The 14,002-nt window shown below is 72.4% G+C and carries 9 protein-coding genes; 6 read left to right on the forward strand and 3 right to left on the reverse strand.

What is annotated here, in order from left to right; genetic code table 11:
• From ACIREE_RS19725 to ACIREE_RS19735, 3 genes are all read right to left on the reverse strand, one after another.
• Nucleotides 1-1,746: a pyruvate dehydrogenase gene (locus ACIREE_RS19725; RefSeq protein ID WP_404153401.1), complete on the reverse strand. Its 1,746-nt coding sequence runs from the start codon at nucleotides 1,744-1,746 to the stop codon at nucleotides 1-3.
• A gap of 64 nt (nucleotides 1,747-1,810) precedes the next feature.
• Nucleotides 1,811-3,100: a protein phosphatase 2C domain-containing protein gene (locus tag ACIREE_RS19730; RefSeq protein ID WP_404153403.1), complete on the reverse strand. Its 1,290-nt coding sequence runs from the start codon at nucleotides 3,098-3,100 to the stop codon at nucleotides 1,811-1,813.
• A 158-nt stretch (nucleotides 3,101-3,258) separates the two neighbouring features.
• Nucleotides 3,259-7,086: a S8 family peptidase gene (locus ACIREE_RS19735; RefSeq protein WP_404153405.1), complete on the reverse strand. Its 3,828-nt coding sequence runs from the start codon at nucleotides 7,084-7,086 to the stop codon at nucleotides 3,259-3,261.
• Between the two features lie 203 nt (nucleotides 7,087-7,289).
• Between ACIREE_RS19735 and ACIREE_RS19740 the strand changes: the two genes are divergently transcribed.
• The 6 genes from ACIREE_RS19740 (at nucleotide 7,290) to ACIREE_RS19765 (ending at nucleotide 13,999) form a co-directional block, all read left to right on the forward strand.
• Nucleotides 7,290-8,270, forward strand: coding sequence for a helix-turn-helix transcriptional regulator (locus tag ACIREE_RS19740; RefSeq protein ID WP_404153408.1), 981 nt, complete (start codon nucleotides 7,290-7,292; stop codon nucleotides 8,268-8,270).
• A gap of 104 nt (nucleotides 8,271-8,374) precedes the next feature.
• On the forward strand, nucleotides 8,375-8,857 hold the full coding sequence (locus ACIREE_RS19745; RefSeq protein WP_404153411.1) for a DUF456 domain-containing protein: 483 nt from the start codon (nucleotides 8,375-8,377) through the stop codon (nucleotides 8,855-8,857).
• 138 nt (nucleotides 8,858-8,995) lie between these two features.
• Entirely contained in the window at nucleotides 8,996-11,338 is a 2,343-nt protein-coding gene (locus ACIREE_RS19750; protein WP_404153414.1) for a glycosyl hydrolase family 95 catalytic domain-containing protein, read from the forward strand.
• Nucleotides 11,339-11,523: 185 nt separating this feature from the next.
• A complete protein-coding gene (locus ACIREE_RS19755; RefSeq protein WP_404153418.1) occupies nucleotides 11,524-12,207 on the forward strand; it encodes a DedA family protein in 684 nt (227 codons plus the stop codon).
• A gap of 11 nt (nucleotides 12,208-12,218) precedes the next feature.
• Entirely contained in the window at nucleotides 12,219-13,364 is a 1,146-nt protein-coding gene (locus ACIREE_RS19760; protein WP_404153421.1) for a sensor histidine kinase, read from the forward strand.
• On the forward strand, nucleotides 13,355-13,999 hold the full coding sequence (locus tag ACIREE_RS19765; protein ID WP_404153424.1) for a response regulator: 645 nt from the start codon (nucleotides 13,355-13,357) through the stop codon (nucleotides 13,997-13,999). Before ACIREE_RS19760 ends, ACIREE_RS19765 begins: the two co-directional genes overlap by 10 nt.
• Nucleotides 14,000-14,002 lie beyond the last annotated feature (3 nt).

A 14,002-nucleotide genomic window follows, 5' to 3' on the forward strand; every position in this document is an offset into this window, starting at 1 on the left:
TCACGGGCGCGGCACGTTGCGCAGGTTGGAGCGGGCCATCTGCACCATGCGGCCCACCCCGCCGTCGAGCACGATCTTCGACGCGGACAGCGCGAAGCCCGTCACCATGTCGGCGCTGATCTTCGGCGGGATGGACAGGGCGTTCGGGTCGGTGACGATGTCGACGAGCGCCGGGCCCTTGTGCTTGAAGGCGTCCTTGAGCGCGCCCGCGAGCTGCTTGGGCTTCTCGACGCGGACGCCGTACGCGCCGGCGGCCCGGGCGACGGCGGCGAAGTCGGGGTTCTTGTTCGTGGTTCCGTACGAGGGGAGGCCGCCGACCAGCATCTCCAACTCCACCATGCCCAGCGCGGAGTTGTTGAACAGGACGACCTTCACCGGCAGGTCGTACTGGACCAGGGTGAGGAAGTCGCCCATCAGCATCGAGAAGCCGCCGTCGCCCGACATGGAGACCACCTGGCGGTTACGGTCGACGAACTGGGCGCCGATGGCCATCGGCAGCGCGTTCGCCATCGAGCCGTGCGAGAAGGAGCCGATGACGCGGCGCCGCCCGTTGGGCGAGATGTAGCGCGCCGCCCACACGTTGCACATGCCGGTGTCGACGGTGAACACGGCGTCGTCCGCGGCGAGTTCGTCGAGGACGGAGGCGACGTACTCGGGGTGGATCGGGACGTGCTTCTCGACCTTGCGCGTGTACGCCTTCACGACGCCTTCGAGAGCGTCGGCGTGCTTCTTCAGCATCTTGTCGAGGAAGCGGCGATTCGTCTTCGGCTGCACCCGCGGGGTCAGACAGCGCAGCGTCTCGCGTACGTCGCCCCACACCGCGAGGTCCAACTTCGAGCGCCTGCCCAGGTGTTCGGGCCGCACGTCGACCTGGACGATCTTGACGTCCTTCTGCGGCAGGAACGCGTTGTACGGGAAGTCCGTGCCGAGCAGGATCAGCAGGTCGCACTCGTGGGTGGCCTCGTAGGCGGCACCGTAGCCGAGCAGCCCGCTCATGCCGACGTCGAAGGGGTTGTCGTACTGGATCCACTCCTTGCCGCGCAGCGCGTGCCCGACCGGGGACTTGAGCTTCTCGGCGAACTCCATGACCTCGGCGTGCGCCCCGGCGGTGCCGCTGCCGCAGAACAGGGTGACCTTGCCGGCCTCGTCGATCATCTCGACGAGCTTGTCGATCTCGGCGTCGCCGGGCCGGATACTGGGCCGCGACGTGACCAGGGCGGTCTCGGTGCCCTGGTCGGGGGCCTCCTCGTCGGCGACGTCACCGGGCAGCGTGACGACACTGACCCCCGACCGCCCGACCGCGTTCTGGATGGCCGTGTGCAGGACGCGCGGCATCTGCTTCGGGCTGGAGATCATCTCGCTGTAGTGCGAGCACTCCTGGAAGAGCCGGTCGGGGTGGGTCTCCTGGAAGAAGCCGAGCCCGATCTCGCTGGACGGGATGTGCGAGGCGAGGGCGAGGACCGGGGCCATCGAGCGGTGGGCGTCGTAGAGCCCGTTGATGAGGTGCAGGTTGCCGGGCCCGCAGGAGCCGGCGCAGGCGGTCATCTTCCCCGTGATCTGCGCCTCGGCGCCCGCCGCGAAGGCCGCGGTCTCCTCGTGGCGTACGTGGACCCAGTCGATGGCGCTGTTGCGGCGGATCGCGTCGACGACCGGGTTCAGGCTGTCACCGACCACCCCGTACATGCGCTGGACGCCCGCGCGGACGAGGATGTCGACGAACTGCTCGGCGACGTTCTGCTTGGCCATGACTCACGCGCCCCTTCGGAACCGATCGCTGCTTGTCGGTTCCATGAATTCACAAGGGGCGCCGTTACGCCTCCCAAACGGCCGCTGCCGTCCGATCATCGGCATATCCCTTGACGCGAACCTGGGTGTCCGCGAGGAACATGGCGAGGCCCGGCGGCTCCGCTCCGGCCCACCTGCGCGCCAGGTGGCGGCAGAGATCGGGTTCGCCGCGCAGCGGTTCGGCCAGGCCCGCCGTGCACAGCAGCAGCGTGTCACCCGGTCGGGCGACGGAGGCCCGGAAACGGAACGGGTCGCGGGGCGGCTCGGGCGCGGGCTCGTACGGGCTGGGCGGCGTGGTGATCCCCAGGTCCATGGTGAGCCGGTCGCCGTCCGGGGTCTCGGCGGCGGGCAGGGATCCGTAGCTCATGAGCGGGGCGCCGCTCTGCTCGCCGACGCTCGGCTCGATGTCCTGCCACTCGCCGTCCCGCAGCCGGAACAGGCCGCCCCCGCCGACGCCGAAGAACACCCGGGTGCGGCACTCCGGGTCGGCGGGCACGAGCAGGCAGCGCAGGCCCGCCGCGTACTCCCCGGGGTCCAGGCCCCGCTCGGCGGCGCCGGCCCGGAGCTTGCCGAGGCTGCGGTCGGTGAGCCGGTGCAGGCCCGACTTGAGGTCGCCGCGGCGGCCCGCCCTGATGTCCTCGGCGAGGCGCGCGTAGCTGAGGCCCACGGCGCGGCCGATCCAGTCGCAGGCCTCGGCGGCGGCCCGGTGCGCGCCCGGCGTCGCGCGGGCCCCGGTGGCCATGGCGACGAGGATCAGCGCGCCGGGGCCGCTGCCGAAGCGGGCGGTGAGCAGGCTGTCGCGGCGCGGCTCGCCCCGGTAGCGCGCGGAGTCGCCGCGTACGGAGGCGGCGCGCAGGGTGCTGCTGCCGTAGTGCGCCCCGTCGAGCACGGTGTCGGCGACGAGGCCCTCCAGTTCGTCCGGGTCGGCGGGCGGCAGCGCGGTGGGCTCGGCGTCGTAGGTGGGCGGGCCGTCGCCCACATAGGACACGGTGAGGGAGGCGGGGGCCTCCGGCGCGGCGGGCTCGGGGTCGGGCTCCGGATCCGGCTCCGACGGCTTGGAGGCCCGGATCTCAGCCGTGCCGGGAGCGCCCGGCACGCCCTCCCACGGCAGCCGGGACAGGCCGTCCGGGGCGCGGGGCGCGGGCACGGGACCCGGCGGAGCGGTCACCGCTCCGGCCGAGGCGAACCGGTCGTCCAGGGTGTCCGCGGTAGGGGCCGGTCCGGTGTCGCCGGCTGCAGCGTCTTCGTACAGCTGACCCCACCAGTCGTCCTCTTGGGCCGGGCGACGGGTGGGCTTCTCCCCCTGCTGGCTCATATCCACATTGTCCACGTCACGGGCCGTACGAAAATGGGGCATCGGGAAAATCCCCCACGCAATAGGTCCGCCGGGCGGCCCCACCCCCCACGGGAAGGACGCCCGGCGGACCGGATCAGGTGAAGTGTCGAACTACCGAACTAGCGCACGTCGCCGAACTAGCGCACGTCGTACGCACGGGTCACGGTCTGGGTGACCGAGGCGCCCTTCGAGTCGGTCAGTTCCGCCTTGAGTGTGACCTGCTTGCCGGTGGCCCCTGCGTGGTCCACGGTCGCGGTCCACTTGCCGCCGTGCCGCGAGGTCTTCGCCTCGGTCCAGGTCTCCCCGCCGTCGTACGAGTAGGAGAGCGCGGCCTTCGTCAGCTCGCCGGGGGCGTACCCGGCGTGTCCCGTCGCCGTCAGGCCGATCTCCTGGCCGTCGTCGGCGGCGAGGGTCTTGAGGCCGTCCTCCGGCAGTGTCAGGTGCGGGAAGAGCAGCGGGATGCCCTGCGAGTAGGTGTCCTCGTCGAGGTGCGAGCGGAACGACCACGTGGTCAGGGTCTCCGGTGAGCGGTTCCAGACCTTGGAGCCGATCTTCGCGGTGTGCAGGGTGAGTTCGTACGCCGCGTCGTCCGCCGGGACCTCGAACACGCCGAACGGCACGCCCGTGTCGCCGACGCTCTCGCCGTCGCGCTTGAGCTGCATTCCGCCGATGTCACCGAAACCGCCCTGCACGCCCTGGTGTTGGCCGTCCCCCCAGAAGCCGGGGGCGACACCGATCAGGTTGCCCTGACGTTCGGCCGCGAGGGTCGGTGCGCCGGAGGCGTCGAGCGGGGTGGTCGGGGCGAGGGCGCCGCCGTACCACTCCTCGGTGCGGTGCTCGCCCTTCTTGTACGTCCGCACGGGGTCGATCATGAACTCGCCCCACGGGAAGCTGCTGGACACCTGGTGGCCCCAGCCGGTGCCGCCCGCCGCCGAGTAGTACTCGGTGCGCCGCGAAGGTGCCGCGACGGTGTCGATGTCCCCGAAGGAGGCGACGAGGCCGGAGGGCCGGACCGCCGAGGGAAGGTCGACGTAGTCGGTGGCGGTGCCCATGGCGCGGTAGGTCGCCCTGTTCGCGGCGAGGTCGGCGTCGTGGACGCGGTAGGTGCGGTCCGAGCGGATCCGGCCGGTCTCGGGGAAGGCCAGGTTGTACATGTAGGGGCTGTTCGCGGTGGCCTTCCAGCGCAGCGTGGTGGTGCCGGCCGCGATCCGCGCGGCGAGCGCCGTGCCCTCCGCCGTCTCCAGGCCGATCATCGGCAGCGGGCCGCCGACAAGCCCCGCGGACGGGTACCAACGCCCCGCCTCCGCGCGGTAGATGACGACGGCCTTGGCACCGGCCTCGGCGGCGTCGCTCGCGATGGTGCCGGTGCTGGCGCCCTCCGGGAGTTCGACCAGGGCCAGCTTGTCCTTGACGCCGGCCGCGGCCAGCTCCTCGGCGGTGCCGGACCCGGCGTCGACGAGCCGCGCCCTGCCGGTGCCGTCGAGGTTGTTGGAGCCGGTGGAGCCGGTCGCCGGGTGCAGCGCGGGGCCTCCGGCGACGGCGAACTCGGCGAGCTGCGGGGCGGCGGCACGCCAGAAGCTGTCGAACTCGAACGTGCCGTCGCTCGCCCGGCCGTCCACGTCGGCGTAGTAGGAGCGGATCGAGCGGCTGCCGGCCGCGGTGCCCGCGTGCAGCCAGGTCTCGTCCCAGCTGCGGGCGAACCCGAGGGTGACGCCGCGCGATTCGGACGCCTTGTCGGTCTTGACGCTCAGCTTGTGCGCCGTGCGGGCGTCGAGCACGACCGTGGTGTCCTTGCGCAGGTCGAGCTGCGGACGGGCCATGTACGTAAGGGAGTTGAGGAGGGTGCCCGCTGTCTCCGGGGTGCCGATGAAGCTGGAGAGGAAGTAGGCGCCGGGGCGCAGCCGGTACGTCTGGTCGGCGGCGCCCTCGTTGGGCCTGCGCTCACCGGACGCGGTGTCGGTGCCGATGACGTCGAGCGAGGAGGGGCCGTCGGCGGGCTTGCCCTGACGGTCGATCAACTTGACGCGCAGGGTGACCGTTTCGGGTTCCACGTAGAGCGAGAACGGGGTGGAGACGTGCGTCCCGCCGGGCCCGGTGGCGAGCACGCGGCCGGTGACGTCGCCGTACTGGGCCGCCTTGAGGGAGGCCGTGGGGTCGAGCTTCAGCGGGATCTGGACGGTGCCGCCCGCCGGGACGGTGACCGTGCGCGCTCCGAGCTTCGCCACGGAGGAGCGGACCGTGGAGCCGTCGTTGCCGGTGACGCCGTCCACGGACAGGCTCAACTTGACTGCTCTGTCAGTCGTGTTGGTGTAGGGGACGTCGACGGTGGTGCGGTCGCTGGTGTCCTGCGGCCAGTTGAAGGTGCCGCCCTGGACGGCGCCGGCGCCGAGCACCGTCCCGTCGATCGCGGCCTTCACGTCGAGGCGGCCGCCGCCGGTCTCGCGCACGTCGCCGGGGATGTCGGCGTCGGCGGACGAGACGAGGGCCGTCTTGATCTCCTGCGCGTCCCAGTCGGGGTGCCGCTGCTTCACGAGGGCGGCGGCGCCCGCGACGTGCGGCGTCGCCATCGACGTACCGCTCATGGACTGGTACGCGTACACGCCCCGGCCGCCCGCGGCCGCGGCCAGGATGCCGACACCGGGGGCGGCTATCTCGGGCTTGAGGGTGTGGGTGCGCTGGACGGGGCTGCGGCTGGAGAAGCTCGCGGTGGAGTCGTCGCTGTCGACGGCGCCGACGGTGAGCACCTCGGGGACGCAGCCGGGCGAGGAGACCGTGTTGAGGGTCGGCCCTGAGTTGCCCGCGGCGATCACGAACAGGGTGTTCTTCGCCGAGCGGGCCAGTTCCTGCGTGGCCTGCGACATCGGGTCGGAGCAGTCGAGTTCGTCAGGGTTGCCGAGGCTCATGGAGACGACGTCGGCGCCCTCGTCGACGGCCCACTGCATACCGGCGATGATCCACGAAGTGGCCCCGGAGCCGCCGTCGTTGAGGACCTTGCCGTTGAGCAGCGTGGTACCGGGCGCGACGCCCTTCTGCTTGCCGCCACTGGCCGCGCCGGTGCCGCCGACCGTGGACGTGGTGTGCGTCCCGTGGCCCTGGTGGTCGTCGGTGTCGGCGGAGTCGGTGAAGTTCTTCGACTCGGTGACCCGGCCCTTGAGGTCGGGGTGCTCGGTGTCGACGCCGGTGTCCAGGACGGCGACCTTGGTGCCCTTGCCGTCGTAGCCCGCGGCCCAGGCCTGATCGGCGTGGACCTGTCTGGTCGACTCCTCGAGCAGCGACCGCGCCTTGGCGTCGAGCCAGACCTTCTTCAGGTCACCGGCCGCGCGGGAGCGGCGCGTGGTGATGTCGGCCCAGAAGTCGGCGGCCTTCTTCTTGTCGGCCTTCAGGGCGACGCCATCGATGGGGTCGAGGACGACTCCGCGGGCGGCGCCGCGCGGGGTGGCGGGCACTGCGCGCGCGACGTCCACGGAGGCGTCGTAGGTGGCGATGAGCGGCAAGGTCGCGCTGTGCGCGTCGTCGTAGCCCTGCCGGACCAGCCCTGTGACGTTGAAGAGCTGCTCGTCGACGCGGCCCGCGGCGATCGCCTGCAGCGCGCCGTCCGGGTAGACGTACAGGTCCTTGCCGGACTGCCGGGTCTGCAGCACCGCCGGGGTGCCGCCGTCCGCGGAGGGCAGGGCGGTGGCCGCGCTGTTGCCCTTGGCGTCGGTGGTGACCAGGACGCGGTCGCCGGTCACGAGGGTCACCGTGGCGGTGGTGCCCTTGGCGGCCGAGGCCGCGGCGGCGCTGCCCGCCAGTGGCCGACCGTCGGCCGGGGCACTCCCCTCTCGTGCCCCGGCCGGTGCGGCCGCGGTGACGGCCAGGACGGCGGCGATCGCCGCGCCCAGGGCGTGTCCGCGAAGTCCCGCCGTCCGCCCGGAGGGCGGGACTTCGCGGACACGCCCTAGGACCGTGCGCGCTGTGGGACGCATCGCTCTCCCCCAAGTGAAAGCGCAGGTGAATATGGCCCAAACGGCATATTCCCGGCGGGTGTTGGTGCTGCGGTGGCGCCACATTGGCAGAGTGACGGTCGGTACGGGGAAGATGGGCGCGGCGGGTTTGTGCCGTGGCCGGTTCCCGCCACGGGGGGTGTCGGAAGGGACTGCGTGGGACTAGTCGGGAGGGGCGTCGCCGCATGCTGGGTGCGATAGGTCTGGACGAGGTGCACGAGTCGGCGTATCGCGCCCTGGTGTCGGTGGGCGCGGCCGATGTGTCCGATCTGGCCCGGCGGCTGACACTCGCCGAGTACGACGCCGAGCTCACCCTGCGCATCCTGGAGCGGCACGGCCTCGCCGCCCAGTCGTCGGCGCGGCCCGGCCGGTGGGTGGCCGCCCCGCCGGGCGTCGCTCTCGGCGCGCTGCTCACCCAGCGCCGGCACGAGCTGGAGAAGGCGGAGCTGGCCGCGGCGCTGCTCGCGGAGGAGTACCGGGCGCAGGCGTCCGAGCCCGCGGTGCACGACCTGGTCGAGGTGGTGACGGGAGCCGCGGCCGTCTCGCAGCGCTTCCTGCAGATCCAGCTGGGCGCGACCTCGGAGGTCTGCGCCCTGGTCACCGGCAATCCGATCGCCGTGACAGGCCTGGAGAACGAGGCGGAGCCGCAGGCCGTCAGCCGCGGGGTCGGCTACCGCGTCGTCATCGAGCGGGAGGTGCTCTCCCTGCCGACCGGCCTGACCGAGCTGTCCGCGGCGATCGGCCGCGACGAGCAGGTGCGGGTCGTGGACGCCGTGCCGACGAAGATGGTGATCGCCGACGGCACCCTCGCGCTGGTGCCGCTGACCTCGCGCACCTCGGAACCCGCGGCGCTCGTCGTGCACGCCAGCGGGCTGCTCGAATCCCTGTCCGGGCTCTTCGAGGCGGTCTGGCGCCAGGCGCTGCCGCTACGGCTCGGGGAGAGCGGCCGGGTGGAGGAGGTCGGCGGCGACGGGCCCGACGGCACCGACCTGGAGATCCTCTCCCTGCTGCTGGCCGGGCTGACCGACGTGAGCGTGGCCAAGCAGCTGGACCTGGGGCTGCGCACGGTGCAGCGGCGGGTCAAGCGGCTGATGGAGCTGGCCGGGGTGACGACCCGGCTGCAGCTCGGCTGGCACGCGTACGAGCGGGGCTGGGTGGCCCGCTGACGCCCGGCCCGGCGCGGGCACCGGCCTCCGGCTCACCGCGCCCCGATCTCCGGCTCGCTCCGACCTGAACTGCGCGTTCGCCGTGCCTGGGAGACCCTTGGGCCATGGGAGCGTGGGAACTCCTGCTGGTCGGGGCCGTGCTGGCGCTCGGCCTGTGCGGGGTACTGGTGCCGGGTGTGCCCGGGTCCTGGCTGGTGTGGGCCGCGGTCGCCGTCTGGGCGCTGCGCGACCCCGACAGTCTGGCCTGGGGCGTCCTCGTCGGCGCCACCGTCACCCTGCTCGCCGCCCAGGTGCTGCGGTGGCAGCTGCCACCGCGCAGGCTGCGGCAGGCGGGGGCGACCCGCAGGCTCGCGGTCTGGGCGGGCGTCGGCGCGCTCGTCGGGTTCTGCGTCGTCCCGGTGATCGGCGCGCTTCCCGGCTTCGTCGGCGGCATCTACGTATCGGAGCGGCGGCGGCTCGGCAGTCACGGGGACGCCGTGGCCTCCACCCGGACGGCCATGCGGGCGGGCGGCTCCAGCGTCCTGGCCGAACTGTTCGCGTGCCTGCTGATCGTGGGGGCGTGGGCCGGGGCCGAGATCTGGGGCTGATCCAGCCGATCCATCGGATCTATTCTGCTTGATCCCTCCCTATTGACGCGATCGCGTCACTTCTCTAGCTTGCTGCGCGGGATAGCTCCGATGAATCGTGAGAATCATTGAGCCGCCGAGCCGCCAGGAGGCGACGTCATGCCAACCCCGTCCAGACGAACCGTGCTGGCCACCGGATCCGCGCTCGGCGGTGCCGCGCTCGTGGGCACCCTGCCCGCGCAGGCGACCGCGGCCACGACCGCCGAACAGCCTCCCGTGCGCCCCGTCGGCCCCCGGGCCGAGGCCGATGCCTGGCGCAGCGTGCTCGACGACGCCGACCTCGTCTGGCAGAAGATGCCGACGACCTGGTACGAGGGCCCGTACCTGGGCAACGGCCGCCTCGGCTCCGGCATCTATCAGGAGCCAGGGAAGAACGCGGTCCGCTTCAACATCCAGCACTCCGAAGTGCAGGACCACCGCCCCGAATTCGGCTCGCTCTTCGGGCTCGCGCGGCTGCCCATCGGATACTTCACCCTCGAACCCGTCGGCACGATCACCGGCCTCGACTGGCGCCTGCGGCTGCGCGACGCGGAGCTGACCGGCACCCTCACCACCGACAAAGGCACCCTGACGCTGCGCGCGCAGGTCGACAACGCCCGGTCCGTACTCGCCGTCGAGGTGACCCCGAGCGCGGGTGAACGCGGCTTCCGGTGGGTGTTCCACCCGGCGGAGGCGACGAGCCCCCGCGCCGCGTTCAAGCCGATACCGGACGGCTACACGGCCAACCCGCCGGCCGAGGTCGGCCGGTACGCCGGTGACGTGTCCGCGTCCGTGCAGTCGCTGCTCTCCGGCGGCGAGCACGTCACCGCGTGGCGCGAGCGCACCCGCGGCGCGGCGCGCACGCTGTACGTCGACGTCGAGCACTCGTATCCGAAGAGCACCGCCCGCGACAAGGCCCTCGCCACGGTCCGCCTCGTGTCGAACCTGCCCTACGACGCCCTCGCCGTCCCGCACCGCGCCTGGTGGCACGCGTACTACCGCAAGAGCTTCCTGTCGGTGCCGGACGCCCGGATCCAGCGCTTCTACTGGATCCAGCTCTACAAGGTCGCCGCCGCCGCCCGCCGCGACGCCCCCGTCATGGCGACGAGCGGCCCCTGGCTCGAGCCCACGCCATGGCCCGCGACCTGGTGGAACCTCAATGTGCAGCTGGAGTACTGGCTGATCCACGGCTCGAACCACCTCGAACTCGACGCCGTGACCCGGGCGCTCGGCGAGTTCCGGGACAACCTCACCGCCGAGATGGCCCCGGCGTACCGGGCCGACTCGCTCGGCATCCCGCGCACCACGGACGTCAGCCTGGTCAACGGCGGCGCGACCAGCACCTCCCAGGGCTACGGCGTCGGCATCCCCGGCCAGGACCCACCCACCCCCGAGGTCGGCAACCTCACCTGGGCGCTGCACAACGTGTGGCTCAGCTACCGCCACACCATGGACGAGTCGATCCTGCGCGACACCCTCTACCCGCTGCTGCGCAAGGCGATCGCCTACTACCTGCACTTCCTGGAGCCGGGCGCCGACGGCAAACTGCACCTGCCCGCGACGTTCTCGCCCGAGTACGGCGGCAATACCCGCGACTGCAACTACGACCTGATGCTGCTGAGCTGGGGCTGCCGCACGCTGCTCGAATCGGCCGAACTGCTGGGCATCGAGGACGAGTCGGCGCCTCGCTGGCGCGAGGTGCTCACCAAGCGCGTCGCGTATCCGACCGACGGGAACGGCTTCATGATCGGCGCGGACATCCCGTTCGCCAAGTCCCACCGCCACTACTCGCACATGCTCGCCGTCTACCCGCTGTACGAACTCACCGGCCGCGACGCCGACGAGCGCGCCCTGATCGAGAAGTCCCTCGCCCACTGGGTCGGCTTCGAAGGAGCCCTGCAGGGCTATACGTTCACGGGCGCGGCCTCGATGTCGGCGCTGCTCGGCAAGGGCGAGGACGCGCTGAAGTACCTGGGCGAGCTGATGAGCCGCTTCATCCAGGCCAACACGATGTACAAGGAGTCGGGTCCCGTCATCGAGACGCCGCTGTCGGCGGCTCAGTCGCTGCACGACATGGTGTGCCAGTCGTGGGGCGGTGTCGTCCGGGTCTTCCCGGCGCTGCCGGCCACGTGGGCGGACCTGACCGTGCACGACTTCCGCACCCAGGGCGCCTTCCTGCTGAGCGCGGTCCGCGAGAAGGGCGTCACGCGCTGGGTGCGCCTGGTCAGCGAGGCGGGGGCGCCGTGTGTGGTGCGTCACGGCATCGCGGGCCCGGTCGAGGTGCGCGACGGGCACGGTCGGCGACTCTCCTACGAAGACGCCGGCACGGGCGACGGGGCCATCCGGATCAGGCTCCGCAAGGGCGAGTCCGCACTGGTCACCGCCGCGGGCGACCGCCCGGACCTGCGGATCGAGCCGGTCACGCCGAACGCGCGGGCGGCGCGCTGGGGCATGCCCGCGTAAGAGCCTGTCTTTGGGATCACTTGACTCCCGGTGCTCCTGCGGAAAACCGCGGGGGCACCGGCACGGAAAGCCGCACTTTGCCGAACGGTTACCCTCGTGGTGGCGCTGAGCTGCGGTTTCTAGCCTGGGTGGAGTTCGGGGCAGCCGCGTCGGACGATCCGATCGCCCACGCCTGGAGACCTCGTATGCCTCTCGTGACCCTGGCCGCCGCCGCGGAGCCGACCGGCGGCATCGCGGGCTGGGCCGCCGACCTCGTCGATGTGCTCGGCGGTCCCGGCGCCGGTCTCGCGATCGCCCTGGAGAACCTGTTCCCGCCGCTGCCCAGCGAGGTCATCCTGCCCCTGACCGGGTTCGCGGCGGGCCAGGGCGCGATCTCCCTGGCCTCCGCGCTGTTCTGGACGACGCTCGGCTCCGTCGTGGGCGCCGCGATCCTCTACTGGATCGGCCGCGTCGTCGGCCGCGACCGGATGTACGCGCTGTGGGCCCGCATTCCGCTGGTGAAGGTCTCCGACCTGGAGCGCACGGAGGCCTGGTTCCAGCGGCACGGCACGAAAGCGGTCCTGCTGGGCCGGATGGTGCCGATCTTCCGCAGCCTGATCTCGGTCCCTGCGGGCGTCGAGCGGATGCCGCTGCCGGTGTTCCTCTCCCTGACGGCCCTCGGTTCCCTGGTCTGGAACTCGGTTCTGGTGCTTGCCGGTTACTGGCTGGGCGACCAATGGGATCTGGTGGAGACATATGTCGGCGTGCTCTCGAAGATCGTGCTGGCCGCGGTGATCGTCGCGGTCGTGACCTACCTGGCCGTACGCCTGCGGGGCCGCCGTCGCCATCGCGACGGCGACCAGCGGCCGGCTGCCCGGCAGCGCCGGTAGGCTCGGCCGACGTGGGGGCGAAACGGGTGGGGCGCACAGGGGCCGGGGTGCTCATCGGGTGTGCCACCGCGGTCGCCGGGCTCGGCTACCTGGCCGTCGCCGGAACCGTCCTCGGGCCCTTTCTCCTGGTCCGCCGCACCCGCCCGCGGGCCCGGCACGCGCTGACCGGCGGAGCCCGCCGGGTCACCGCGCTCGACCGGCACCGCCGCACCGCCTGCTTCGGCGACCGCTTCCCCGCACTGTACGAACCGGAGGGCGACAAGGCCCTGCGCTACCTGGCCGCCCACACCTACGCGGGTCTCCTGACAGCGGTCGTCCTCGCGCTGTTCGCGCTCGGCGCGGTGCTCGCGGCGGTCCTCGTCGCCGCCCTGGCCCACGGTGGCGTGGGCGTGCCCCAACTCCTCGGCCAGACCGCCCTCGGCGGCGTCTTCCTCTTCCTCGGCGTCCAGGGTTTCCTCTCCTTGTACGCCCTCGACGCCCGCCTGGCCCGCGACACCTTCGGCCCCTCCGAGCGCGAGCGGCTCCAGCGGCGTATCGACGAACTCGCCGCGGGCCGCGCCGCGATCGTGCACGCCGTCGACGCGGAGCGCCGCCGCATCGAGCGCGATCTGCACGACGGTCTCCAGCAGCGGCTCGTGGCGCTCGCCATGCTGCTCGGCCGGGCCCGCAGGCCCGGCCGCACCCCCGAGCAGGCCGCGGCGCTGTTGCGCCAGGCCCACGAGGAGTCGGGGGCCGTCCTGACCGAACTGCGCGAAGTGGCCTGGCGGGTGTATCCGTCGGCGCTCGACGGACTCGGCCTGCGCGAGGCGCTCGGCGGAGTCGCGGAGCGCAGCCCGGTGCCGCTGCGCCTCGCGTACGACGTGCGGGACCCGCTGCCCGCGCCCGTCGAGGCCGCCGCCTACTTCGTCGTGTCCGAGGCCGTGACGAATGCCGCCAAACACGCACAGGCCGACACGATCACCGCTCAACTGTCCGCGGTGAAGGGCGTGTTGACCGTGTCCGTACGGGACGACGGGCGCGGCGGCGCCGCCTCGGAGGGCACCGGAACCGGTCTCGCCGGTCTGCGCGGCCGCGTCGAGGCGCTCGACGGCCGGCTGCGTGTCACCAGCCCTCTCGGGGGACCCACCGTCGTCATCGCGGAGCTGCCGTGCGCGTGATCATCGCCGAGGACTCGACCCTGCTGCGGGAGGGCCTGGCCCGCCTGCTCGCCGAGGAGGGGCACGAGGTCGTCGCCGCGCTCGGCGACGCCCTGACGCTGCCCGACGCCGTCGACGCGCTCACGCCCGACGTCGTGGTCGTGGACATCCGCATGCCCCCGACACACACCGACGAGGGCCTGCGCGCGGCCCTGGAGATCCGCGGGCGGCGCCCGTCGACGGGCATCCTGGTGCTGTCGCAGCACGTGGAGCGCCGCTACGCCACCCAGCTGCTCGCGGGCGGCGCCGAAGGCATCGGCTATCTGCTCAAGGACCGGGTGGCGCAGGTGGACGAGTTCCTGGACGCGCTGGAGCGGATCCGCGCGGGCAGCACGGTCATCGACCCGGACGTCGTACGGCAGTTGGTGGGGCGCTCCTCCCACACCGACCTCCTGGGCCGGCTCACGCCGCGGGAGCGCGACGTCCTGGAGGTGCTCGCGCAGGGCCATACGAACGCGGGGATCGCCGAACGCCTCCACCTCTCCCTCAGCGCCGTGGAGAAGCACCTCAACACGGTCTTCGACAAACTGGATCTGCCGCGCACCGCCGCCCACAACCGGCGGATCCTCGCGGTCCTGCGTTATCTGGAGGCGTGACTC

This window comes from Streptomyces sp. NPDC102467, assembly GCF_044765445.1.
GTDB lineage: Bacteria > Actinomycetota > Actinomycetes > Streptomycetales > Streptomycetaceae > Streptomyces.